At 46.4% G+C, this 23,656-nt stretch carries 23 protein-coding genes; 11 read left to right on the top strand and 12 right to left on the bottom strand.

All coding sequences use genetic code 11. The features are described from left to right. The first annotated feature begins 13 nt into the window (after positions 1 to 13). The gene (locus ACE3MZ_RS13815) at positions 14 to 394 is read left to right on the top strand and encodes a VOC family protein (RefSeq protein WP_411342738.1); all 381 of its coding nucleotides are present in this window, start codon (positions 14 to 16) and stop codon (positions 392 to 394) included. A 294-nt stretch (positions 395 to 688) separates the two neighbouring features. Here the strand turns inward: ACE3MZ_RS13815 and ACE3MZ_RS13810 are convergent, their stop codons facing one another. Further along, positions 689 to 1,906, bottom strand: a complete 1,218-nt coding sequence (locus tag ACE3MZ_RS13810; RefSeq protein WP_411342737.1) for a WD40 repeat domain-containing protein — start codon at positions 1,904 to 1,906, stop codon at positions 689 to 691. 504 nt (positions 1,907 to 2,410) lie between these two features. Between ACE3MZ_RS13810 and ACE3MZ_RS13805 the strand changes: the two genes are divergently transcribed. Further along, a complete protein-coding gene (locus tag ACE3MZ_RS13805; RefSeq protein WP_411342736.1) occupies positions 2,411 to 2,689 on the top strand; it encodes a hypothetical protein in 279 nt (92 codons plus the stop codon). A gap of 69 nt (positions 2,690 to 2,758) precedes the next feature. On the opposite strand, the gene ACE3MZ_RS13800 is transcribed toward ACE3MZ_RS13805, so the two are convergent. From ACE3MZ_RS13800 to ACE3MZ_RS13785, 4 genes are all read right to left on the bottom strand, one after another. Next, the gene (locus ACE3MZ_RS13800) at positions 2,759 to 4,342 is read right to left on the bottom strand and encodes an ATP-binding protein (protein ID WP_411342735.1); all 1,584 of its coding nucleotides are present in this window, start codon (positions 4,340 to 4,342) and stop codon (positions 2,759 to 2,761) included. Further along, complete coding sequence (locus ACE3MZ_RS13795) at positions 4,339 to 5,022, bottom strand: response regulator transcription factor (protein ID WP_411342734.1); 684 nt, start codon at positions 5,020 to 5,022, stop codon at positions 4,339 to 4,341. The genes ACE3MZ_RS13800 and ACE3MZ_RS13795 overlap by 4 nt, the downstream gene beginning before the upstream one ends. 147 nt (positions 5,023 to 5,169) lie before the next feature. Beyond that, complete coding sequence (locus ACE3MZ_RS13790; RefSeq protein WP_411342733.1) at positions 5,170 to 5,574, bottom strand: CBS domain-containing protein; 405 nt, start codon at positions 5,572 to 5,574, stop codon at positions 5,170 to 5,172. Positions 5,575 to 5,815: 241 nt separating this feature from the next. Continuing rightward, the gene (locus ACE3MZ_RS13785) at positions 5,816 to 7,348 is read right to left on the bottom strand and encodes a hypothetical protein (RefSeq protein ID WP_411342732.1); all 1,533 of its coding nucleotides are present in this window, start codon (positions 7,346 to 7,348) and stop codon (positions 5,816 to 5,818) included. Positions 7,349 to 7,514: 166 nt separating this feature from the next. On the opposite strand from ACE3MZ_RS13785, the gene ACE3MZ_RS13780 reads away from it, so the two are divergent. From ACE3MZ_RS13780 to ACE3MZ_RS13765, 4 genes are all read left to right on the top strand, one after another. After that, positions 7,515 to 8,054: a GrpB family protein gene (locus ACE3MZ_RS13780; protein ID WP_411342731.1), complete on the top strand. Its 540-nt coding sequence runs from the start codon at positions 7,515 to 7,517 to the stop codon at positions 8,052 to 8,054. After that, on the top strand, positions 8,051 to 8,512 hold the full coding sequence (locus ACE3MZ_RS13775; RefSeq protein ID WP_411342730.1) for an Imm63 family immunity protein: 462 nt from the start codon (positions 8,051 to 8,053) through the stop codon (positions 8,510 to 8,512). Before ACE3MZ_RS13780 ends, ACE3MZ_RS13775 begins: the two co-directional genes overlap by 4 nt. A gap of 4 nt (positions 8,513 to 8,516) precedes the next feature. Next, positions 8,517 to 9,050: an AAA family ATPase gene (locus tag ACE3MZ_RS13770; protein WP_411342729.1), complete on the top strand. Its 534-nt coding sequence runs from the start codon at positions 8,517 to 8,519 to the stop codon at positions 9,048 to 9,050. A gap of 147 nt (positions 9,051 to 9,197) precedes the next feature. Continuing rightward, the gene (locus tag ACE3MZ_RS13765; RefSeq protein ID WP_411342728.1) at positions 9,198 to 9,698 is read left to right on the top strand and encodes a discoidin domain-containing protein; all 501 of its coding nucleotides are present in this window, start codon (positions 9,198 to 9,200) and stop codon (positions 9,696 to 9,698) included. Positions 9,699 to 9,897: 199 nt separating this feature from the next. On the opposite strand, the gene ACE3MZ_RS13760 is transcribed toward ACE3MZ_RS13765, so the two are convergent. Then, a complete protein-coding gene (locus ACE3MZ_RS13760) occupies positions 9,898 to 10,965 on the bottom strand; it encodes a Gfo/Idh/MocA family protein (protein WP_411342727.1) in 1,068 nt (355 codons plus the stop codon). 434 nt (positions 10,966 to 11,399) lie between these two features. Further along, a complete protein-coding gene (locus tag ACE3MZ_RS13755; protein ID WP_411342726.1) occupies positions 11,400 to 12,635 on the bottom strand; it encodes a cytochrome P450 in 1,236 nt (411 codons plus the stop codon). Between the two features lie 263 nt (positions 12,636 to 12,898). Between ACE3MZ_RS13755 and ACE3MZ_RS13750 the strand changes: the two genes are divergently transcribed. Beyond that, positions 12,899 to 13,414, top strand: coding sequence for a PadR family transcriptional regulator (locus ACE3MZ_RS13750; RefSeq protein WP_411342725.1), 516 nt, complete (start codon positions 12,899 to 12,901; stop codon positions 13,412 to 13,414). Positions 13,415 to 13,757: 343 nt separating this feature from the next. Beyond that, positions 13,758 to 14,666, top strand: coding sequence for a methyl-accepting chemotaxis protein (locus ACE3MZ_RS13745; RefSeq protein ID WP_411342724.1), 909 nt, complete (start codon positions 13,758 to 13,760; stop codon positions 14,664 to 14,666). Positions 14,667 to 14,788: 122 nt separating this feature from the next. On the opposite strand, the gene ACE3MZ_RS13740 is transcribed toward ACE3MZ_RS13745, so the two are convergent. Further along, positions 14,789 to 14,962, bottom strand: coding sequence for a hypothetical protein (locus tag ACE3MZ_RS13740; RefSeq protein WP_411342723.1), 174 nt, complete (start codon positions 14,960 to 14,962; stop codon positions 14,789 to 14,791). Beyond that, positions 14,959 to 15,375 carry a hypothetical protein gene (locus ACE3MZ_RS13735; RefSeq protein WP_411342722.1) on the bottom strand — a complete coding sequence of 139 codons (417 nt, stop codon included), beginning with the start codon at positions 15,373 to 15,375 and terminating at the stop codon, positions 14,959 to 14,961. The genes ACE3MZ_RS13740 and ACE3MZ_RS13735 overlap by 4 nt, the downstream gene beginning before the upstream one ends. Before the next feature lie 134 nt (positions 15,376 to 15,509). On the opposite strand from ACE3MZ_RS13735, the gene ACE3MZ_RS13730 reads away from it, so the two are divergent. The 3 genes from ACE3MZ_RS13730 (at position 15,510) to hmpA (ending at position 18,631) form a co-directional block, all read left to right on the top strand. Further along, positions 15,510 to 16,184: a response regulator transcription factor gene (locus ACE3MZ_RS13730; protein ID WP_411342721.1), complete on the top strand. Its 675-nt coding sequence runs from the start codon at positions 15,510 to 15,512 to the stop codon at positions 16,182 to 16,184. Continuing rightward, on the top strand, positions 16,181 to 17,260 hold the full coding sequence (locus ACE3MZ_RS13725; RefSeq protein ID WP_411342720.1) for a sensor histidine kinase: 1,080 nt from the start codon (positions 16,181 to 16,183) through the stop codon (positions 17,258 to 17,260). The genes ACE3MZ_RS13730 and ACE3MZ_RS13725 overlap by 4 nt, the downstream gene beginning before the upstream one ends. Before the next feature lie 150 nt (positions 17,261 to 17,410). Beyond that, entirely contained in the window at positions 17,411 to 18,631 is a 1,221-nt protein-coding gene (hmpA, locus tag ACE3MZ_RS13720; RefSeq protein WP_411342719.1) for an NO-inducible flavohemoprotein, read from the top strand. Positions 18,632 to 18,804: 173 nt separating this feature from the next. Here the strand turns inward: hmpA and treR are convergent, their stop codons facing one another. The 3 genes from treR to treC form a co-directional block, all read right to left on the bottom strand. Beyond that, entirely contained in the window at positions 18,805 to 19,530 is a 726-nt protein-coding gene (gene treR / locus ACE3MZ_RS13715) for a trehalose operon repressor (RefSeq protein ID WP_411342718.1), read from the bottom strand. Between the two features lie 85 nt (positions 19,531 to 19,615). Continuing rightward, entirely contained in the window at positions 19,616 to 21,634 is a 2,019-nt protein-coding gene (gene treP / locus ACE3MZ_RS13710; RefSeq protein WP_411342717.1) for a PTS system trehalose-specific EIIBC component, read from the bottom strand. Between the two features lie 39 nt (positions 21,635 to 21,673). Next, entirely contained in the window at positions 21,674 to 23,377 is a 1,704-nt protein-coding gene (gene treC, locus ACE3MZ_RS13705) for an alpha,alpha-phosphotrehalase (RefSeq protein ID WP_411342716.1), read from the bottom strand. Positions 23,378 to 23,656: the final 279 nt, after the last annotated feature.

Raw genomic sequence — 23,656 nt, 5'->3', positions numbered from 1 at the left:
GGAGGGATTACCTATGATTCGTCATCTGGATCATCTCGTGCTAACAGTTAAGAATATAGAAGCTACACTGCAATTTTATGAAAATGTGCTCGGTATGCGGGTGGAGACGTTTGGCGAGGGACGCAAATCATTGCATTACGGTCAGCAGAAGATCAATCTGCACGAGGTCGGTCATGAATTTGAACCTAAAGCGAATGTGCCGCAGCCCGGTTCGGCTGATCTATGCTTTATCATCGACCGTAGTCTGGAAAAGGTGATGATTCATCTGCATCAGCTCGGCATTGAGCTAGAGGAAGGTCCAGTACAGCGGACTGGTGCTATGGGCAAAATCGCCTCTGTCTATATCCGCGATCCTGATGGCAATTTGATTGAATTGTCGGAGTATTTGGAATAGCAGGATGGATTGGGAGTGTTGTAATATTGAGCATAGCAGTCCATGCGTGATAGATAGTGTTGGTTTATGATTACTGAATATTCGCATGTATAGTAAAACAGCTTCTGTATCCGAAATCGTCAACATTAGATTCGGTATAGAAGCTGTTTTTGTATCTTCTCAAGAGTACTAGTCTATACGAATATAGCAATTTACGGTATGAATGAATTACTGGCTTAACCGCTGAATCAAGTGCTGAATCAACTACATACATTCGAATCATATCTATCTAGGTATTGAGGGAACTAGATACCTTTACTTTTTCCCGATGCCGACAATTGCGGTCACTGTTCCGTTGTCCTCTTGATATAGTGAAAGTCTGGTGCCATCTGGGTTCCAACGGATGGATGTATTATAGGCTTGCAGCTCGGATGTGATCGGCGTCATTTTGCCTGTCGTCTGATCGAAAATGTATAATCCCTTCATTCCCTGCTGACTTTCCTGATAAATGGTAAAGGCGAGCAGCTTGCCGTCCGGCGACCAAGCAGGGCGTCCGAGCAAAGTGCCTTCACTGATCGTACCAAGCATTTTGCCATTATTATCGACGATAATCAGTTTGGTTGGCTCATTGCTGTTCCATTTTTGCTGTAACACAGCGATTTGTTTTCCTCCCGGCATCACGTCGAAATTCATCGTACCAGTCAGAATGGTGGCTGCTTGTCGCTTGCTAATATCAGCGCGGTTGAGCACGCTATACCCTTTCCCATCATCGCCTAGATAATAGATCTGGGAGCCGGATTGCTGTACCCATTGGATATTTTCGGCAGGGTGTTCTTCTTGCAACGATAGCTTGGTAATCTGACCTTGTACATCGATCATCTGCAAGCCTGTTCCTGCTCTACCGCTGATCAGATGTGTATTGTCCGCCCATGTTGCTTCATTCACCATATCAACAAGCCCGACTTTGTTGACTTTGCCTGTTGCGACATTCAACATATATCCATAGATGGTATAGCGATCATCCGGTACGCCTTCAGTAAAATAAACATATTTGCCATCAGGCGATGCGGTTGCTAGCAGCTGCAAGCCTTTGCGTCCCGGTGTTAATTCTGTTTCTTTGCCCGTAGCGGCGTTGTGGATGAGCAGTCGATTGTCACGGTTGATGATTAATTCGTCAGCAGATAACCAAGTGCGTCCGTACACCTTATCCAGTTTGTCGAGTGACGTTAGCGTGACCGTTTCTTCCGCTGGTGTTGTCTGTTGGTCATCCAGTACAGTGAGTGTTTGCCCAGCAGTGCTGTTGGTATTGCAGCCAGTCAGCAGAAGAGCAAATGTCAGCATCGCAGCAAATGGAAGAATGGTATATGGGCGCCATTTTGACAATGAATGAAGGGGAGCGGAAAATTGATTTTGGGATGACGATGGGTGCTTTTGCAACGGTCGTTCTTGAAGTAGTTGTCCGCCCATTGATTCATGCGATGATTGTAGCTTGACTCGCTCATGCGATTCTGACTTGCCTGTGAGTACAAACATAGTAGTGCTCCTTTCAAATGACATTCAATCAGTTAACGTTCAGTCAGTCTATCTGGTCCATTCTGTTATACAACAAGAAATTTTGTTATATAACGTGAAATGGAAATTGTATTGTATGGCGTTCGATTAAGCTGCTAAGGTGTTGGATGGCAGCTGTATGATATGCAGTTCATATGATCTGAATTGCAATATATCTCTGAACTACATCCAATATAACATCCATATATTGCCGTAATATATCCACTTGTATCCAAAGTGTAAACGATAACGCTACAATAATAGGCGTACAGTCTGTTTGTATAAAAGGAAATGTATGCAATCGTACAATTGTTTTGTTCATGGTATGATAAGGTTGAAACGTGATACGCATGCGTATACTTAGCGTAAAAGTAAAAGTAAAAGTAAAAGTAAAAGTAAAAGTTGGCGGTTGGTTCGTTATATCGAACAATCGCCTTAGATTTCCGCAACCCCATACGAACCGGAGGCAGACGGAGGTGAAGAAGCATGTCAATCACAATTGAAGAACGGCAACAGCTGCGGATTCAGCTGCTTCAGGATTTGTACGATTATCATTTTGGACCGGACGAGCGTTCCTTTCATTTGCCCGGGCCGAAGAAGAATACCGGACCGCTGACCGATAAGGAAACCCGGCTTGCCTATGACTATTTGAGCAAAAAAGGGCTACTTGAGATCAAGGACATCGTTGGGTATATTCATTTTTCTATTACCCCACATGGGATTGATCTGATTGAGGAGCGTGCACTTGGCAAACGGCTGGACTAGATCATGAGTGCATTGCTCATCCCAAAGAAGACAAAAGACCTTATTCCTAATGTATGGAGTAAGGTCTTTTTACAATGGCATATCCAGTATGAAGAAAGTGCCGTGTTCATCTGAGCTTGCAATAGACAGATTGCCATTCATACGTTCAGTTAGTCGGCGCGCTAGTGGCAGACCCAGTCCTGTGCCACTGCCCGTGCGTGAACGATCCTGACTCAACGTTGTATACGGCTCGAACACCATATCCCATTGCGATGATGGAATGATAGGACCAGAGCTGCCGATACGAAAACGTACGTGCTGTTGCTTCATTTCCGTTTGTACCACAATCCAACCTTGCTGCGGTACATTATACTTCACTGCATTGTCCAGTAAATTCAGCAGAATGTGCATCAGATGCTTCGGATCAGCGGTGATCACGACCGGCGCATCCAGTTCCACATGTAGTGAAATGTCTCGATTGACAGCTTTGCCACGCGTACGTTCTGTCGCTTCGCGAACAAGTTCATTCAGCGAGACTGGCTCAGGATGCAGTTCAAAATCATACTTTTCCAGCAGTGATAGACGAATAGAATCCTCAATTAATTCAATCAGCCGCCGGATTTCGGAGGAAATGCTGGCGCTTGCTTCCTGTACGAGTTCCGGGTCATCGCCGTACATGCTGAGCAGGTCGGCATACGATTGGATGGAGGTGGCAGGCGTTTTCAGTTCATGGCTAATATTGCCGATAAATGCCTTTTGCAATTGTTCTAGCGCAGACAGTTTGGCAACTGCCTGTTGAAGCTGGCTCTTCTCCCGTTCTAGCTCGTTCATACTTTGCTGAATCATACTGCCCATCTCCGCAATACCATCCCCCAGCTGTCCCAGCTCATCGTTACGCTGTACGGGCTGTGCTTGCCCCGGTTCAGGATAATGACCACGAGAAATGGATTGTGCCTGCTTCATCAGCGTACGAATATCCTTCGTCTGACGGCGAATATATAGCCATCCGATCCCAAAGCTTACACTCAGTACGATGCCGCCAGTGTAGATACAGACCAATAGCATATTTCGGTAAAAGGCTTGCTGATCGGCGATGGAGACGTGTAGCTGCACGACACCTAGCAAGCCGCTCGTACCATACACAGGTGCCAGATATAACACATTGGAGCCTTCGGTAATATAAGCGGTGCGTCCTTGTAGCGCATAGCGAAGCGCCGAGCTAGTATCGCTACGCCAGCCAAGCGGTAGAGAGTCCCCACGTAATTCGCCTTGATTATCGTACAAAATGACACGCATATTGCTGGACGATCCTAGATCAACAGCGAGTTCATTGCCCCGACGCTGCATGAATAGCACCGGGTCCAAACGGGTGCCTGTCAGATACAGTTGCCGAATGCGCGTCTCCATCAGCTGACTTTGCCGCAGCAATAGCTGCTCGGTTTGCTGCTGCTGGTTACTACGGATGCCAGAAAGTACGAGTATGCTTAATATGCAAACTGTGAACAGCAGTAACGCACCGAGTAACAACGGAAATTTCCAGCGCAGGCTAAAGCGAGGACGGCGAGCTTTGTCATCCCTAGCATCTGGACGGGGATGTTGAGAGGAATGATTTTCAGTGTTGCCTTGCAGCAAAGAATGATCGGAGACAGGTGGAGTGGACGAAGATGGATTCATCCCACAGGCTCCGCTCGGTAGCCGACACCGTATACTGTTTGTAGCAGATTCTGATGTGGGTCCAGCTTTTTGCGTAAACGCTGGATGTGGATATCCACCGTACGCGTTTCCCCGAAAAAGTCCATGCCCCAAACGAGTTCTAACAGTTCATCGCGCGCATATACTCTGCCCGGATGCGCTACGAGTAAGGACAATAGATCAAATTCACGCGGCGTCAATTCCAAACTCTGACCGTCTACTAGCGCGCGACGTGAAGCTGGTTGTACTTCTAGTGAACCGAGTCTGATGATTTCATCTGGTATTGGTGTATTCTCGCGATCCATACGGCGTGCCAGCGCCTTGATGCGGGCGATCAATTCACGCAGATCGAATGGCTTGGATACATAGTCATCCGCCCCCATTTCCAGACCGAGAATGCGATCAATGATATCGTTCTTGGCAGTGAGCAGCACGATGCCCATGCCGCGGCGTTGATCGAGCCGTCGGCATACTTCGTAGCCGTCCATTTCGGGCATCATGACATCCAGCAGCAGCACATCCGGCTGGAAAAGCTCGACTTTGGATAGTGCATCCCGACCGTCAATCGCTGTCTCGACAGTAAAATGTTCTCGCTTCAGCGCGTATGCGATGGAATTGCGAATACCTGCTTCGTCGTCTGCAATCAGCACTTTGATGGACATACACAAGCTCCTTTCAGCAGTAGAGTAGAGAGGATAGATTGTTGCATTCGTTCTATATTGATGAAGAAAGCAGCCGCATCACTGACGGCTGCTCTAGTCATTCCTCGTATGGCGATACCATATCGACACGTATGCGAGAGTACGCAATCAATCGGTCATCGTATCGTTGTAATATTCGATAATATCTTTGCGGCGGATAATGCCAAGAAACAGCCCTTCATTGTCGGTCACCGGTACAAAGTTCTGGTCGGCTGCTCGGCTGAGCATATCCTCCATATTGGCGGTAATGACGACACTTTCATTTTTGACACGGCGTTGGATATCGCTAATATGCACATGGCGCATACCTTCAAAGTCCAGCTGAAACGAATTTTTCAGCTTCCACAATAGATCGCCTTCGGAGAGGGTACCTACATAATGCCCTTGTTCGTTAATGATCGGAATGGCGGAGTATTGATGCTGTTCCAGCACCTCTAATGCCTCCAGCATAGTTACAGATGAGGATATGTAGGTTACCTGTTCCTTGGGTAATAGAAAATGGGATATTTGCACAATGACCACTCCTTTACATCAGATGTTATCCATTAATAGTTTTATTAAAACATATTTCGTACCCTATGTGTAAAGGTTTACAGCATTGTTGCCAGACTGTGATTGAGCAATAAACCGATCATATGGCTACGTCTATCAGGATACAAGATGTGCAAATCATAGTATAACATGTGCAAACGCACGATTATATGACATGCTGAACAGATTCAGATCAACATGTCATCATAATCATACGCTTATCTCAAAAATCGCGAACCTGATCAAAGACATCATATAGCGAATCACGCAGTAACCGTTCTCGATCATTCGCAGCGCGCTGCTGATCGACTAGATCCAGCAGTGACACAAGTGCCATATACACTTCCTCACGCTCTACCGTTTCAAGATAACCGGAACGGCTATTTTGCATGGCATTGAATGCTTTGGTATATTGCTCCACGAGCGGCAACAGAGATTGCTCATCTGCATGATCCAGCTTACGAATCGCAGCATGCAGCGTATTGTAAGCTTTGGCAGCTTTTTTCGCCTGTGTAGTGGTCAGTCCTTCGCGTCCATCCCAATCACGGAACGGATTGTTCAGATTCTCAGCGAGCCATTCCGGCTTACGTGGACGTTTAATATGGATATGCATACCTGCGGCGGCACGCTTTTTGTATTTTTTCTTGATCTCTTTTGCTGCTTCGGCAGGCAAACTGACCATATCTAGTACACGAATGGATGACCATTCATCCGGGTCTGGAAACTGCTCACTGGTAAAGTTGAACATATCGTTCATACGTAAAGAGTGCAGTTGTTCCAATTGCACCAAATGCTCCATATGCTGAACGTTGCCCGGAGCACCCCATACACTCAAACGATGCAGATCCGGGAAACGTTTAGCCAGCTCTGCGATATGAAGGGTACGAACATGATATAGGGAAAGAGAGCGCAATCGCGACAATCCGCTAAAAGGAACAACTTCGCCACTGTCCGCTACGGTTGATGCGTACAATATGAGATCGCGTCCGTCTGCTGGAGCTTCAATCTCAAGAAGTGCGGTCTGCTTTATATTCAAATACAGCTGTTCGATCGGAGTATTCAGTCGCAACGTATTCATATTTACCGCTGTAACACTCAAATTCCGAACAGCGGTACCAGTCAAGTCCAGTACAGGTATCGTACAATCTTCAATAACGAGTCGATGTATAAATGGATTGCTGCGCAAATAGTCCAGCAGTTGTTCATCGCCATGCGACGTTTGAATTTCGGTCAGACAAGGCAACTGTTCTAACTGCGACCAGTGATCCAGATGTTGAAGCAGCGAGTCGTCTACCTTACTACAATTCCGACGAATCGTCTGCCCAGCGAGCTGAATATCGCCACGATCTGCCGCTGCTTGTTTGAATCGCTGCCGGGCTGTCGGATCGATCTGTTCCCAGCTACGCTGACGATATAACGAATCACCGACATTCCAGCCACCGCTGTAGCTGTTCGTTTGCTCGTCGGTCAGGGGCGGCATCGTACCGACATAGATGTAGTTGGATGGCACATCGGCATCCACATAGCTATGATCCAGCTTCTGATTCCAAAAATAGAAATCGCAGACCAACGGCTTCATATGCTGCCATTCATGCTCATGTGGAATCTCCTTGCCACACCAATCCAGCTCCAGAACAGAGGCGAGAATAGTCTCGTCACTAGATTCCGATATGCGCAGATCAATAATCTGGCAGGCGGTATAGCTTTGCATTTTGTCTGAATATACGCAGTATATATCTCCGATGGATGGTAACATAACAACTTCCTCTCTATCTCATTCAGGCATACAAATTCAATCACATGATAACGATCATATGCACGAAATGCAAGTCAGGAGCGGGGAGCGTATAATGGAAGACGATGTGAATAGAGATGTGAACTCAGATAAGAGTAGACATGGGAAACGAAAGGAAAGAGATCGCATGAATCCATTGATCGAAGTAGCAGACTATCGCCCGGAATGGGCATTGCAATTCCGACAGATCAAGGAAATCATTCTTCAGTTGAACTGCCCTGCCATTATGCAGGTGGAGCATGTAGGCAGTACCTCTGTACCGGGGCTGGCAGCCAAACCAATCTTGGATATCGATCTGATCATTGCAGACAAAGCACAATTGCCCGAAGTTTCGGCTGCGCTGTTCACACTTGGATATGTGCATGAGCAATTGCAACTGGTGCCGGACCGAGAAGGATACCATCGTCTGGATGTAGCAGTGCCGTGGTGTACTGGTCAACAGCAATGGATGAAGCAGCATCTGTACGTATGCTCGCAGGAGAGTATGGAGCTGCACAATCATCTGTCGTTTCGCAATCATTTACGGAATCATCCAGAAGCGGCAGCGCAATATGGCATATTGAAAAAGGAATTGGCAATTACGTCATCCGATCGCTTAGATTACACCAACCGCAAAACCGAATTTGTGCAACGTATTTTACAATTATACAAAAAGGAGAGCTCATGATGACCTTCCAACAACACAATATCCAAACTGCCGAACAACTTATCCAGACGATCGACGAATTACTGCAACGCACGGATACGTACCGTGAGCGCCAACGACAAATGGCAGCCGCCGCCTTTGACCCTTCCTGGTATGGCGATCTACAGCCGCATATCCAAGTTCAGCACGACGGTTATCTGCTTGAATTGTATGAGCGTGGCGTGAATATGATGAGCAAAAAGACAACCGAAGCGGATGACGTCATCTACTGGATTCTGGAAGATGTGATCTTTAGCCATAGCTACGTACTGTTGATGGAAACGTATAACGTTGACAATATAACGACCCATTTGCGACTTACACCGGAGATTACGGCGGAGCTGGATGGAATGGTCAATGCTGCCTTTGATAGTATCGGCGGTGTGTATCAGCAGTGGCATCAGCAAGGAAGACGCAGCGAGTTGGAGAGAGGAAGATAAATATATGATTATCATGATCAACGGAGCATTTGGTGTCGGTAAAACGACTACAGCGCAACGATTGCAGCAGCGTATTCACAACAGTATGATTTACGATCCGGAAGAACCTGGATTTATGCTACGTCAGATCATTCCAGACACCGTATTGCATGAGCATGAGCGGACGGGTGACTTTCAGGATATCAATATTTGGAAATATTTGGTTGTTGATGTTGCCGGACATTTGCATAGGCAATATGGCAAGCACCTGATCATACCGATGACGATTTACAAGTGGGAGTACTTTGAATATATACATAAGGGGTTACAGCACTTGTCGCAAGATACATTTCATTTTTGCCTGATTGCAGATCAAATGACCATTCATCAACGACTGCTACAACGTGGGGAGGCAGAGGGAAGTTGGGCTTTTGCACAGACGGAGCGTTGTCTCGCGGCGTACAATCAGTATCATTTTGCCGAATATGTAGATACGCACAGTAGAAATGAACAACAAGTGGCAGAGTATATTTATGCCAAATTGCCATATCACACATAAAATCAAGATTCTTGTATACAGCAAATTTATTACTTCTCAATAACCAAAAAATAAAATTTTTTACAAAAAAAGATAAATAAATATACACAAGTTGCTTAGTTAAAGGGTATAATAAATACGATCCACATAACAAAGGAGGGGTTATTAATGATGAAGTCTTTAAAGTACGCTGCTGTATGCTTGACATGTGTTGCAACGCTGGCTGTTCCGTTTTCGCAGGCGGGTGCTGCTAGTGAATTATCGCCGACAAGAGTACCTGATCGTACGGTGGTAAGCACACATACCTTTGCGGACAAAAATATACCGTATAAGGCGATCGACGGCGATATTAATACGGCTTGGACGGCTGGGAAAAGCAGCGATGTCATTAGCTTGTATTTCCGCGAGCAGGTATCTGTAAGTGCGGTTCAAATTGCGCCAACCGTGTCGAAGACGACAACGCATAAATATCTGGTATATGGTCTGCAAGGGAAAGAGTGGAAAATCATTGCACGCGAATCTCGTACCGTTGAACCAGGCGCGAATGGTCAAGCGACTATACTTGATCCGATCAAGGTCACTCCGGGTACATATGAGGGAGTCCTCGTATCCATCGATTCGGATACAACTTCCAAACTGGTTATCAACGAAATTCGTCTGGTCAACTAACATTACAGTGTAAGCGGTTAAGATAACGCTTGCGATATTCTAAATTTCAGCAGAACAGCCATTTGCTCTCCGCCTACATAGGTAGGGGAACAAATGGCTGTTTTTATAATGAATACATTCATACCACGTTCGTCCGATCAACTGCAATCCATGTATATCGCCATAATCCGGCTACTCATTAATTATTCACGATTATACATCACAACTCGCGCTGAATAATCTGATTCTGTTCTGCTGCTTCAAATAGAGCTTCGATCAGACGTAGCACTCGTAATACTTGCTCATTGTCCACCGCAGGCTTGGCTGTGCCTTCCACCACGGCAATGAAGTTATGGAAAAATTCCTCTGGCACATCCTGCTCTGCGATTCGCTCAATGGGGCTGCGAATCGTCGATTCCTCAGAAGGAGGCGCCATCGTCTTGGTCAGTCCGCGTCCTGCCTGAATCGGCTTTGGCTCTACATGGGCAACGTCAAGATTTTTGCGTACAATTTCGCCGCTCAAATCCCAGTCCTGAATGATCGCAGTGCCTTGGCTGCCTTTGACATACCAGCGGGGCAGCTTGATATAGTTAGTCGTGCCGACTTCGACCAGTGCAGTCAGACCATCTTTGAATGTGATGCGCGCAGTGAATCCGTCATCCACTTCGGTATTCAAAATAGTACTCAACTCTGCGGATACGCTCTCTATTTTGCTATCGGTAAGCAGCAGCAGCTGATCTAGCAAATGCACACCCCAATCCAGCAGCATGCCGCCGCCATATGCCTTGAGTTGTCGCCAATCGCCCGGAATCCCATTGGCACCTTGCACACGCGATTCTACATGAAAGACATCGCCGATCGTTTGTTGCTGAATCAGTTGGCGTACAATTAGGAAATCCTCGTCCCAGCGCCGATTCTGATGTACCATGAATACGCGCTCCACTTCCTTCGCTACTTGTAAAATATCCAGCAAATCCTGACTATGGATCGTCACTGGCTTCTCACAGATCACATGCTTGCCTGCCTGCAATGCCGCGATAGCTAGCTCCTTGTGTACGTCATTCGGTGTGGCGATCAGCACAATATCGATCGTATCGTCTGACAAGACCGATTGTAGATCATCGTAAATGGTATGACCGTGACTTTTGGCAAGTTCCTGTCGGTATTGCGCAATATCGAGCACGCCTGCTACTTGAATCCGTTCTGCCTGTTCCACCAGTCGCGCATGATAACTACCCATTCCGCCATAGCCTACGATGACCAGTCGGTAATCTTCATTTTTTTCCATAGATGAGCCACCTTTCCTGGATGTATATTCTCCTCTTACCCGGTAAGCGATGTATTCAAAAGGTCATAGACAGTCTGAACGATAATTAAGCCCATTTTTTGTAAAATTAAGAGGGAATACGTATCATGGATTGAAGATAGTGAAGTGTTATGAGGAGTGGAACAACACTTCACTTACGCCGGAAGCTGTACAAATGATGTATGTATGTCGCAAACTATAATCTCTTCATAATTTGTAACTTTTATATATCAACTCTTCTCGATCCGAATCCACAAAAAATCGCCCGATTCGCTCGTATTACGATGCGCGAATCGGGCTTCAAGGACAGAACAAAATGCTGTCCACAACACTATATAGACTGGTGTTCATCAACATACCTCAATCCAACGGATAGCAATGTTACATAGTAATCGTCATTTCGTCAAAAAAGTTGATCAAGCTCGCCGTCCGATGACAGGTAGGCTGGTCAGTGATTGTCCGGTAGCAGAGTTGGTCAGATTGCTTTCCAGATCAAAGGCACCTGCTGGCTGAATATCCGCAAAGCGTTCGCTGAAACCTTGCAAGGCAAGACTTAATTCCATCCGAGCCAATGGTGCACCTAGACAGAAGTGCGGTCCATTACCAAAGGTCAGATGCTTCTTATTATTCGCCCGGTGAATATTCAACCTAAACGGGTCTTCAAACATATCCCCATCCATATTCGCAGCACTCATCCAAGCAATCACCAGCTCGCCTTCCTTGATCGTCTGACCAAGCAGCTCATTATCCTGCTTGACCGTACGGTGGCGCGCTCCAGTATGAAAACGATAGCGCAGCATTTCCTCCACCGTCGGCGCTGCCAGTGTCGGTTCACGGTGCAGTTGTGCATACAGAGACGGATCATCATACAACAGCGAGTAAAACGTATTCGACAATGCATGACTCGTCGTTTCAATACCCGCACCAAGAATGAGCATCGTCGTACGCACAATCTCATCATCGGTAAAACGCTCGCCATCCACTTCTACCGTGAGCAGATCGGAAATAATATCCTCTGCCAGATGGCTACGTTTGTACACGACCAATGGATACAGATGCTCATAATATTCTCGTGCTGCCTGCTGCTTTTGCTGCTCGATCTCTTCCTGCTGCCCACCTACATAAGGCTGGAACAGCACATCGACCCAGCTTTTGAATAGCAAACGATCCTCCGAAGGCAGCCCAAGCAGATCTGCCATCACAATCGCAGGCAATGCCGTTGCCAGTTCATCGACAACGTCAAACGGCTGGCTGTCATCAATCTCATCCAGCAGATCGTTAATAATCTGCTGAATACGCGGCTCCCAATGCTTCAAGCTACGCGGTGTAAAAGCGGCAGAGAGCAGTGAGCGCGCTTTGCGATGATCCGGCGGGTCAAGCGAAGTAAGCTGAAGCTTTTCCGGCATGACGCCTTCCTTACTGCGAGCGCCAACAGCGGTCGTCGTGCGTGAGCCACGATTGGAGAAGTACTGGTAATTGCCCATCACTTCCTTGACATCGTTGTAGCGAAATACATTCCAGGTGTTGGTTGCTTCATGGTAATATACCCGTTCGCCTGTCACCATGCGCTTCAACCAATCTATCGGGAAAAATTGCTCAGAACGACTACCAAAGTTGCTGATTTCCGATGGGGTGACAATTTCCTTGTACATGAATCATCCTCCTTCTGCATATGATGGTCGGGTATATATGTTAATTTAACATAGGTTATATTAACATATCAAAATTTGCTCTTTATCTGTTGTAAATAGAGGGTGAGAACTTGTAGGCGCAAGTATATACAGACCATAACACGTATACAATCCAGCCCATCAGCTATGCTTATCATTGTCATGATAGAACGAAGTTGTTATGATGAACAGACATGATCGCCTGTCACGCGATATGATTTATATAACGAAAATGAGGAATGGGCATGTACATTGACCTGTTAATTCTGGATCAGATCAGCCAGGCACCACGCTATGGCTATGAAATTAAAAAGACGATTCAGCAGCAACTTGATGTACTGCTGGATGTGAATAACAATATGCTATATCCCGCACTTCAACGCTTTGAGAAGCAAGGAGCTGTGATCAAAGAAGTCCAGCGTCAGGAAGGCAAACCAAGCCGCAATATGTATCGTATTACCGAGCTGGGTGAGCAACTGTTGCGGGAGCTGCTGCTTGCATTTGACGAGCGATTGGCGCGGAATGAGCTGGAATTTATGATTCGGGTTCATCTGTTTGATCGGCTGGAGCCAGTGGAGCGATTGCGGATCTTGCATTTGCGTCGTGTCTTCGTAGCAGATATGCTGGAGCATGTGCAGCGCAATCGGCAGGAGGAGAAGCGCAGTTTGTACGCGCGCGAAGTGTCCCGTCTTGGCAGCGATATGCTAGAGCGAGAGCTGTCGTGGATTGATCAATTACTACAGTGGAACGAGAATCTATAAAGATATCGTATCGTGCATGAGCGAAGCGTATACACATATGTAGAATTGCTAATGAAGATATGAAAAAGAAGAATATTGTTTATATTCATAGTTACATAAAGTCTTGTCCTGATGCGGGCAAGACTTTTTTGCTGTATTTTCCGTTTTATGGTGCTTCATGGCATTAATTACAAAAACATAAATGTCGATATAAAAAGAGGATATACACTTTTTGTTTAATCAACAGTAAATTGAATTAAATTCTTTATATGGAAGTATATAATGTAAATAAGGTAAAAAAAGAAATATGATGTAACATATGGAATAAATAAAGAACGAATACCGATGCAGAGGGTGGATGGTTATGGAAAATGTCAATCAGCAGGTTACAGATGAACTCGTCGTGCGTACGTTACAAGAAAATCTGGCGATTATTCGTTTTGATACTGATCATCGCGTAGCGTATGTCAACCCGATTTTTGCAGCGGTGTTAGGGTATACACCCGAGCAGATGATTGGTATGTATCATAAAAATCTGTGCTTTCCTGAGCTTTATAATAGCAAAGAATACACGCAGTTCTGGGAACAACTCTTTTCCGGTAAAACATTTCACGATAAAATTATGCGCCGTGATGCAAACGGTAATCCGGTCTGGCTGGAAGCAACCTATATGCCAGTATGGGATCAACAGCGTCGTCGCGTTATCGGCGTAACGAAGGTTGCAGCGAATATTACGGATCGTCACCACGATCTGTCTTCGGTAGTTAGCGATTTGCAACAGACCGCGCAGCAGCTCAATGAGCATTCATCGGCAGGCATTCAACATAGCGAGCATCTACTACGCAGTATGGAGCAGATTGTTCATGTGTCCGGTGCGAATGCAGAAACCGTATATACATTGCAGGAGCAAGCATACGAGATTCAAGACGTCGTGCAGACAATTCGCAAGATCGCCGCACAAACGCAAATGTTGGCACTGAACGCAGCAATTGAAGCGACGCATGCTGGCGAATTTGGTCGCGGTTTTAATGTGGTAGCGCGTGAAGTGAGCAAGTTATCCAATATGGTACAGGATTCCATTGCCCAGATTAAGCGGAGTGTAGAATCAATGAGCCAGGAAGTTCGCAAAATCTCCGGCAGCACTGGCGAAGTAGAACAGAGCGTCAAGCGTGGTCAAGAGCAGGTACAGACGGCAATGGAATCATTCAATGCGATCTTTACTTCGGCGCATGAGCTGAATTTGCAGGCGGAGAAGGTAGCGAATCGGATTTGATGATATGCTGAATATTAATACAAGCTATATACAATAGCAGTCAATACAGCCCTTTTCTCAACATATTGAGAAAAGGGCTGTATCATTTCTGTTTATCTATTCTATTGCTATTTATACTAGAGCTACTGCCAGAACGCTTTTGTCGGCAACTCCGGCAAATGTGGCATTGTCATCGTATCTGCTCCGCCTAGCCAGAAGCCAATCAGCAGAAACAAAATACCTTGCACTAGCATCAGCACTGACATTTTCATCATGCGTGTACGTTTGTTTTTTAGCTTTTTCGGTTGACGTCTCATCCCTGAACATTCCCTTCCCTTTGCAGCATTCCTCTACGTGCTTTCGCGAATACAGTCAGCTTAATCTTCAACGATTGGCTCCAGTAAAACAGTGGGGAAGCTAAACCCATCGGAATAAAGCACAGTCCAAATGCGAACAGTGTCGCCCCTATGCCATTTCCCAAATTGAGCAGCCCAATCACATTAAAAAAGATACCTACCAGCAACAGCAGCGTAGCAAACGCATACCCTGTACCAACTACACCCCAGCCAAGCATGCTGACGAGCGCCTGCAATCCCGTCGCGATTAGGCGAAGCGGGAATAGCAGAGGCGACAGTGGCGAGCGAATGATCATTTCTTGCGGTTGTTCTGGCACGGCGACCGTGTTCTCATCGGTATGTTGTTGCTCCAGATTAATGTTTATTTTCATCATATCCTCCTTGGTTGGCTTGATGCCGTTAGTATAAAGGCGTGCGCTAACGCCAATATAAACGCAATCTAAACTTTTGTTTAGATTCTGTTTAGAAAAGCATGCTATATAATAAGTCAGGTACAGGAGGGATGGATATGTTTCATATTCTGGTGGTCGAGGACGATCATCATGCGAATACATTAATTAGTGCTTTTTTGCGTGCGGACGGGTATCGTGTGACTTCGGTGTTTGACGGGCAGCAGGCGCTGGATCAGCTTCAGCAGCTGCATATCGATCTGCTCGTTGCAGATATTATGATGCCGCATATGGATGGATATGAATTGACGCGGCAACTTCGCGATGCGCAATATCAGTTGCCTATATTGATGCTGAGTGCGCGGCAGTTGCCAGAAGATAAGCATCGCGGATTTCTGGTCGGTACAGATGATTATATGACCAAGCCGGTGGACCGCACCGAATTATTGCTGCGTATCCGTGCATTGCTGCGACGGTCGATGATTGTACATGAACGTAAAATTTCCATTGGAGAAGTATCGCTGCATTATGATGCGCTGACTGTTACACGGAAGGAAGATACGCATGTGCTACCGCCAAAGGAATTTTATTTGCTATATAAATTGCTGGCGTATCCAGGGCAAGTATTCACACGCATGCAGCTGCTAGATGAAATCTGGGGATTGGAGACAGAGAGCAGTGACAGTACGGTGACCGTACATATCAATCGACTGCGTAAACGGTTTGAGCATTATGATGAGTTTGAATTGCAGGCAGTGCGTGGATTGGGGTATCGGGCGGTGAAGAGACTATGAATATACGGCATCATGTACGCGCATATGTATCGAAATGGAATCTATTTTTGCTATTGTCCGTTAATCTATTTCTGCTCATTGTATTCATACTCATCGTGATTGCTTTGCAGACGATGACCATGATTCGTCTTGGTTGGGTACAAAATACATTTTATGAACATCCCATTGTTCCTGTTCTGGGAGTTGCCTTTATCGTGAGTGTATTCATTGGTATATCCGTATTGATCATGATTGATAAAATGCTGATTCGTCCGATCCATCAGGGGATTGCGGCAATGAATGATCTTGCCGCAGGGCGTTTTGATCGGCACATTATGTTGGACGGTAGCCTGCATACGGTCGAGATTCGCAAATTTGCTGACAGTTATAATCAAGCGGCAATTGAATTGAGTCGTGTAGAGCTGCTGCGTAAAGATTTTATTAATAATTTCTCGCACGAATTTAAAACACCGATTTTGTCGATTAAAGGATTTGCCGAATTGTTACGGGAAGGAAGTTTACCAGAAGAAGAGAGTAGAGAGTATCTGGATATTGTCATTCATGAAGCAGATCGATTATCGTTACTGGCGACACGTATTCTGGAGTTATCTCAATTGGGATCGGAACGTTTACTAGCGGATCGACACTATTTTAGCATCAGTGAGCAGGTACGGCGTGCTATCGTGATGATGGAAGCGCGCTGGACGGCGAAGCAATTGGAATTTGCACTGGAGCTGGACGAGTTAGAATATTATGGCAATGCCGGGGTACTGAAGCAGGTATGGGTGAATATTCTGGATAACGCAGTCAAATTTTCGCCAGACGGCGCGGTGATTGTGGCAAAGGTATATCGTGAGGCGGGGAATATCTATTTTCAGGTATGTGATAAAGGACCGGGCATGGACGAGCATACGTTAGCACATGTATTTGACCAGTTTTATCAGGGGGATTCTTCACATGCTAGCGAGGGCAATGGGCTGGGGATGACGATTGTGTGTAAAATTGTTTATCTGCATGGTGGTCAAATTGAGCTGGATAGCGAGGTTGGTGTGGGCACGACGGTGACGGTTGTGCTGCCGGAAGTTTCTTATTCCTAAGCTGATTGTTGTGAGTTTATCTTCATCATATATGAACAAACTGTACGATTTACTGTGATTGTAATCACACATGGACTCCGCAGAAGAACGCTAGAATTTAATATATGCAATTTAATATAAAATCAAAACTAGCGAAAAGAGGGAAGTTCCATGCTTGATGCCAAAACAATCCAGATTATTCAATCCACCATTCCAGTCCTTGAAACCGAGGGTGTGAAGATTACACGTCATTTCTACGAAACAATGTTTCGTGATCATCCTGAGCTATTGAACATATTCAATCATGCGAATCAGAAGCAAGGACGCCAGCAAACAGCGCTTGCCAATGCGGTATATGCGGCGGCGCAGCACATTGATCGGCTGGACGAGATTATACCAGTGGTGAAGCAGATTGCTCACAAGCATCGCAGTCTTGGTGTTCTGCCAGAGCATTACCCTATTGTTGGTCGTTATCTGCTAGCTGCGATTCGCGATATACTGGGGGATGCGGCGACACCGGACATTTTGGACGCATGGGGGCGTGCATATGAGGTCATTGCTGAAGCATTTATCGGTATTGAGCAGGAAATGTATGCACAGGCAGAGCATCAGTGGGGAGGTTGGAGTGGATTTCAGCCGTTTGTCGTGCAGCGCAAAGAACAGGAAAGTGCGGTCATCGCTTCTTTTTATCTGGTGCCACAGAGTGGAGGAGCACTGGCGTCATTTGAACCGGGGCAGTATGTAAGTGTGAAGGTGCATATCCCCGGCGATGAATTTGAGCAGATTCGTCAATATAGTTTATCTGCCGGACCTCAGCATGACTATTACCGTATTTCTGTTAGACGAGCGGATGGCAATGAAGCATATCCTGCGGGCAAAGTATCAATGTATCTGCATCAGCAGGTGCAGCAAGGCGATGTATTGTGGTTATCTGCACCGGCAGGAGATTTTGCCTTGCAGCGGCAGCAACAACGCCCGATTGTGCTGTTGAGTGGTGGGGTTGGCTTGACGCCGATTACCAGTATGCTGCATGCATTGCTGGAACAACCGTTGCAACAACCTGTTGTATTCATCCATGCGACCCACGATGGCGAGCATCATGCGCTGCGAGAAGAGATTGCACAATTGGAGCAGCGGGAGCCTTTGTTGTCGGTGTATTACTGTTATACAGCGCCGAGTCAGCAGGATCGGGCGGAGCAGTTGTTTCACCGGGAAGGGTATATGGAGATGGAATGGTTACAGCGTATACTGCCACAGGCTACGGAAGCGGAGTTTTATTTTTGCGGACCGTTTGGTTTTATGAAGGCAGTCCATCATATTCTGGAGCAGTGGGATGTACCAATAGAGCATCGTCATTATGAATATTTCGGTCCAGCGGTAGCGCTAGTATGAGTGTATAGCTGGAACATAAATAAGCGAACAGCGGTATAGGGGGAGTACCACCATACCGCTGTTCGCTTTGTATATCGGTTGCAATGGAATGCAGCGTATGCCTGTGCTTCATACGCTTTAACGTGCCTGATCATCTAAAGAAGAATCGGTTGACTTGCATATGAGATATCAACTTATTCCTCTACTGGCATTCTGCGTGCAAATTCCACGAATTGAAACTTATCCAGCCGATGTCGAGATTCCGTATACTGGAACAATGTCGTATCTTCCAGATGCACATAGTTGCGCACTACTACAATATGCGTATCGCGCTTCAAATCGAGCAGCAGCTTATCTTCAGGCGTGACCTGTTCGACGGAGATTTCCTTTTTGGCATAGGCAATCTTCAGCGACAACTCGCCTTCGAGATACTCATAGATTGACTGACTGGCGATTTCGCGTGTGAGCGATAGAATAACAGATGCTAGAAAGTAATCTTTATCCAGAATAATCTTCTCATCTTCAATCTCACGAGCACGAACGACTTTCCAGATCGGTTCTTTTTCCTGAATATTCAGCTGCCGTGCGATATGCTGTGGGCAAGGAATAAGGGAGGTGTCATGTACAAGGGTGCGTACATTGCGACCTAATCGTTCCGATAATTCCTTAAAACTGACCAGCCCTGCAATGGGAAATTCCATCCGGTTCATATCCAGTACGAACGAGCCTTTGCCCTTCATTTTGTGGATATATCCGTTCTGAGACAGCAAATGCAGCGCCTTACGCACCGTTTCCCGCGAGGTGCCGTATTGCTCTGACAGCTCGTGTTCTGAAGGCAGTTTGACGCCGGGCTTCAATGCCCCTGTTTCAATATGTTGTGTATACTCACTGTAAATTTGCGAAAAGATATTTTTATTCATTCTGCATCACCGCCATCTATTGTACGGATTATACAGTCAAAAAGCAAAAGATCCTATTGCTGTCCAAAGTGCCTCCGTACAAGTATCAGGTGCTTGCCCCATTCAGATGAATACGCAGCACTGGCGTTTCACCAGCATCGGCGTGACCCGGCAATTCTTCAATGCGCTGAATCAGATCCTGACCGACTGGAACGATGATCGGGGAGATCGTTGCATAACCAGCAGATCGGATCATATCCATATCGAATTCCAACAGCAGCTGTCCTTTCGTTACCGTATCGCCAGTAGCGACATGTGCTTTGAAGCCATCGCCTTTGAGACCTACCGTATCGATACCGATATGAACAAGGATTTGCACACCGCTCGTATGTTCCAGAATGAGCGCATGTTTGCTTTTGTCGATCACATGGGCAACATTGCCATCGAATGGAGCATATACTTTGCCCTCTGTCGGTTCAATTGCAATACCTTCACCCATCTGTTTCTCGGCAAAAGCAGGATCAGGCACTTGATCGAGTGGCACCGCCTGTCCAGAAATCGGCGAAGGCAGATCCAGCGTATCGACACGCTCTGCGGATGCGGAAGAATTGGCAACAACAGCATCGGAGGCAGGGATAGGGCTGCGTCCGTCTTGTACCTTGTCTATAGCAATATCTGCGAGATCTTCTTCCGTTGCTTCCGTGGTAGTGGTCTGCTTCCGAGTAACGAGCTTGCCCCAGAGCAATGTACCGACAAAAGGAATAACTAGCGCAATTGCCATACCAATGAAGAAGATGCCCCAGTTGCCAACATTGATCGCTAGAAAACCAGGCAACCCGCCGACACCGACTGCAAATGCGCGTACATTGTTCATTGTCAGCAGCACACCGCCGATTGCCGAACCGATCATTCCCATGAATAGCGGATATTTAAAGCGTACGTTCACGCCGAATACCGCTGGTTCCGTAACACCGAGAAATGCAGTAACGGATGTGGTGGCAGAGAGACTTTTCATTTTTTGCGTGCGGATTACGAACATCATCGCTAGAGCAGCAGCACCCTGTGCAATATTGGACAGCGCCAGCATTGGCCACAGGAACGTACCACCGGTGGAGTTGATCAGTTGCAGATCGACTGCGAGGAACGTATGGTGCATACCGGTAATAACGAGCGGCGCATACAATCCACCATATAACAGACCACCGAGCCATGGGACGGTTGAGAATACCCACACTACACCGGCAGTCAGCCAGTTCCCCAGTGCAAATGTAACCGGTCCGATTACGACAAAAGCAAGGAATCCGGTCACCAGTAGTGCAACCGGCGCAACGACCAGTAGCTTGAACGAATCTGGTACGGTTCTATTCAGCCACTTCTCAATCGTGACTAGTACATAGGCGGCGACGAGCATAGGCAGTACTTGCCCTTGATACCCGACTGCATTAATGTGGAGACCGAACAGATCCCATGTTGGCACGGTTCCTTCGTTATATGCAGCAGCATAATCATATGCGCTCAGTAGAGAAGGGTTAACCAGGATTAAGCCGAGCACGACGCCGAGTAACGGACTACCGCCAAACCTTGTCGCTGCCGACCATCCGACGAGTGCAGGTAGGAAGGTGAAGGCGGTGCTGGCAATTGTATTGACGATTGCGGCGAAGTCTGCCCATTGCGGATACACTTCAACGAGTGATTGCCCTTTGAAGAAAATATCCGAACCGGTCAGCAGATTGTTAATCCCGAGTAGCAGACCTGCCGTTACGAGTGCTGGCAGCAAAGGGATGAAAATGTCGGACAATGTTTTGATGAATTGCTGAATAGGGCTCTTATGTTTGATGGCGGCGGCTTTTACATCTTCCTTACTGGCACGCTGACCACCTGTAATCGCTATCAATTGCTCGTACGCTTTGTCGACAATGCCCGGTCCAATAATCACCTGAAATTGTCCTTGTGTGGAAAAATAACCTTTGGCAAGCTCATTATCGTCTAGTGCCTGCTTGTCTACCTTGCTCTCGTCGAGCAGTGAAAAGCGTAACCGGGTGACACAATGTGTAGCGACCTCGATATTGTCTTTGCCGCCGATCGCTGCGACGATTTTCTCAACATCTTCTCTGTTTACCGACATCTGTTCATCTCCATTCTCTCTCATAAAATGCCCGGGGAGTTACCCCCGGATGACCCACATATACGAACCGTAAGGCTCCAAATATACGGTAGTGTCCCATACAGGAATCTGTTCCGTATTGCCCGCAAGCAATTCCATACTAGCAATGTCGTTGCTATCGACATACACGGCGGACGGTGTGAATTGTGCCGGCTGATCGGTGAAGTTGGATACAACGATCAGCGTATCGACTGCATTACGGCGAGCATATGCGTATACTTGTGGATGCTGCTCATCGATCCGAATATATTGTCCATCAGTGAGCACATCTTCCGTTTTACGCAGACGAATCAGCGTTTTGTAATGGCTAAACACCGAATATGGATCGTGCTGTTGTAGTTCCGCATTGATCTCTGGATAACGCTCATCGACCTTGATCCACGGTGTGCCATCCGTGAATCCAGCATTGGCACTATAGTTCCATTGCATCGGTGTACGGGCGTTATCACGAGAACGGCGGGCGATGATCGTAAATGCCTCTTCTGGTGTTTTACCCATTTCGATCATGATGCGATACATATTTTTGGATTCAATGTCACGAAATTCTGTAATATCGTTCCAATGAGGGTTGGGCATGCCGATTTCTTCACCTTGAAAAACGTATGGTGTACCTTGTAATCCGTGCAATGTCGTTGCTAACATCTTGGCGCTGGCTACCCGATAACGCCCGTCATCTGCAAAGCGCGATAATGCTCGCGGTTGATCATGATTATTCCAAAATAACGCGTTCCAGCCGCCCCCTATGTACATGCCTGTCTGCCATTCTGACAATAGATTCTTGAGTGCTTCAAAATCATATGGCATCAATTCCCATTTTCGTCCTTGTGGATAATCGACCTTTAAATGATGAAAATTAAACGTCATCGAAAATTCTCGTTCGTCTGGATTGGAATATCGAATGCAGTGTTGCAGCGTAGTAGAGGACATCTCGCCGACAGTGACCAGACGATGCGGTCCAAAAACGTTCTCATATAACTCCTTGATATACTCGTGGACACGGGGACCATCTGTATAGAATCTGCGCCCATCGCTAACGAGGAGATCGCTATTCGTATCATTCGGAAAATCCTGATCCTTGGAGATCAGATTAATCACATCCAGCCGGAACCCATCGACCCCCTTATCTGTCCAAAAGCGCATCAAGTCTGCCGCTTCGTGACGCACCTGTTCATGTTCCCAGTTCAAATCCGCTTGGGTGCTGTCGAACAATGCTAGATAATATTGTCCCGTTGGTTCATCGTATTGCCATGCCGAACCGCCAAACTTGGACTGCCAATTGTTAGGCAACCCGCCATCCGGTGCAGGATCACGCCAAATATAGTAATCCCGATATGGATTATCTCTGGAGCTACGTGCCTGCTGAAACCAGATGTGATCAGTTGACGAATGATTGACCACGATGTCCAACATCATTCGCATATTGCGTTTGCGCAAACTACTCATCAATTCATCAAAATCGTCCATCGTACCGTACATGGGATCAATAGAGCGATAATCCGCAACGTCGTAACCGTTATCATTTTGCGGTGAGACATATACCGGTTGCAGCCACACGATATCAATACCTAGCTCCTGCAAATAATCAAGCTTCTCCGTCACGCCTCGGATATCGCCAATCCCATTGCCTGTGGTGTCTTTGAAGCTGCGTGGATATACCTGATACACGGTCGATCTACGCCACCACTCCGTCATGCCAAAACTCATGCGTATAATTCCTCCCCAATCGATCAGTACTTCAGTACATCCATAATCATTGTTCATTCTATGTATGGTATGCGAATGATTATGGATGCGTTTTTTTGTTCAACCTGTATATACAGGATTGCTTGCCTTGTTGATTGTATACCTGTATATACAAGTTGTCAATTTATAAAATGATTGAATCTTGAGCATAGTAGAAAGAGGATCAAGGTTGAGGAAGGAGAATATTTCTGATTCGAGTGTTGATCAAAAAAACACCTTGTCGATATGCTTCTTTTTTCT

It is taken from the genome of Paenibacillus sp. WLX1005 (genome assembly GCF_046603685.1).
GTDB lineage: Bacteria > Bacillota > Bacilli > Paenibacillales > Paenibacillaceae > Saccharibacillus.
The sequence above is the reverse complement of the archived record's forward strand: the minus strand, read 5'-3'. Positions and strand labels throughout refer to the sequence as shown.

What these genes read in the sequence shown, in the direction of transcription:
- treP (WP_411342717.1), bottom strand. Translation starts at nt 21,634, where the DNA reads ATGTCGGTAAACAGAGAAGATGTTGAGAAAATCGTCGCAGCGATCGGC.
- ACE3MZ_RS13765 (WP_411342728.1), top strand. Translation starts at nt 9,198, where the DNA reads ATGATGAAGTCTTTAAAGTACGCTGCTGTATGCTTGACATGTGTTGCA.
- ACE3MZ_RS13810 (WP_411342737.1), bottom strand. Translation starts at nt 1,906, where the DNA reads ATGTTTGTACTCACAGGCAAGTCAGAATCGCATGAGCGAGTCAAGCTA.
- ACE3MZ_RS13750 (WP_411342725.1), top strand. Translation starts at nt 12,899, where the DNA reads ATGTACATTGACCTGTTAATTCTGGATCAGATCAGCCAGGCACCACGC.
- ACE3MZ_RS13815 (WP_411342738.1), top strand. Translation starts at nt 14, where the DNA reads ATGATTCGTCATCTGGATCATCTCGTGCTAACAGTTAAGAATATAGAA.
- ACE3MZ_RS13805 (WP_411342736.1), top strand. Translation starts at nt 2,411, where the DNA reads ATGTCAATCACAATTGAAGAACGGCAACAGCTGCGGATTCAGCTGCTT.
- ACE3MZ_RS13780 (WP_411342731.1), top strand. Translation starts at nt 7,515, where the DNA reads ATGAATCCATTGATCGAAGTAGCAGACTATCGCCCGGAATGGGCATTG.
- treC (WP_411342716.1), bottom strand. Translation starts at nt 23,377, where the DNA reads ATGAGTTTTGGCATGACGGAGTGGTGGCGTAGATCGACCGTGTATCAG.
- ACE3MZ_RS13775 (WP_411342730.1), top strand. Translation starts at nt 8,051, where the DNA reads ATGATGACCTTCCAACAACACAATATCCAAACTGCCGAACAACTTATC.
- ACE3MZ_RS13730 (WP_411342721.1), top strand. Translation starts at nt 15,510, where the DNA reads ATGTTTCATATTCTGGTGGTCGAGGACGATCATCATGCGAATACATTA.
- ACE3MZ_RS13800 (WP_411342735.1), bottom strand. Translation starts at nt 4,342, where the DNA reads ATGAATCCATCTTCGTCCACTCCACCTGTCTCCGATCATTCTTTGCTG.
- ACE3MZ_RS13785 (WP_411342732.1), bottom strand. Translation starts at nt 7,348, where the DNA reads ATGTTACCATCCATCGGAGATATATACTGCGTATATTCAGACAAAATG.
- ACE3MZ_RS13740 (WP_411342723.1), bottom strand. Translation starts at nt 14,962, where the DNA reads ATGAGACGTCAACCGAAAAAGCTAAAAAACAAACGTACACGCATGATG.
- ACE3MZ_RS13725 (WP_411342720.1), top strand. Translation starts at nt 16,181, where the DNA reads ATGAATATACGGCATCATGTACGCGCATATGTATCGAAATGGAATCTA.
- ACE3MZ_RS13760 (WP_411342727.1), bottom strand. Translation starts at nt 10,965, where the DNA reads ATGGAAAAAAATGAAGATTACCGACTGGTCATCGTAGGCTATGGCGGA.
- ACE3MZ_RS13770 (WP_411342729.1), top strand. Translation starts at nt 8,517, where the DNA reads ATGATTATCATGATCAACGGAGCATTTGGTGTCGGTAAAACGACTACA.
- ACE3MZ_RS13735 (WP_411342722.1), bottom strand. Translation starts at nt 15,375, where the DNA reads ATGATGAAAATAAACATTAATCTGGAGCAACAACATACCGATGAGAAC.
- ACE3MZ_RS13745 (WP_411342724.1), top strand. Translation starts at nt 13,758, where the DNA reads ATGGAAAATGTCAATCAGCAGGTTACAGATGAACTCGTCGTGCGTACG.
- hmpA (WP_411342719.1), top strand. Translation starts at nt 17,411, where the DNA reads ATGCTTGATGCCAAAACAATCCAGATTATTCAATCCACCATTCCAGTC.
- ACE3MZ_RS13755 (WP_411342726.1), bottom strand. Translation starts at nt 12,635, where the DNA reads ATGTACAAGGAAATTGTCACCCCATCGGAAATCAGCAACTTTGGTAGT.
- ACE3MZ_RS13795 (WP_411342734.1), bottom strand. Translation starts at nt 5,022, where the DNA reads ATGTCCATCAAAGTGCTGATTGCAGACGACGAAGCAGGTATTCGCAAT.
- treR (WP_411342718.1), bottom strand. Translation starts at nt 19,530, where the DNA reads ATGAATAAAAATATCTTTTCGCAAATTTACAGTGAGTATACACAACAT.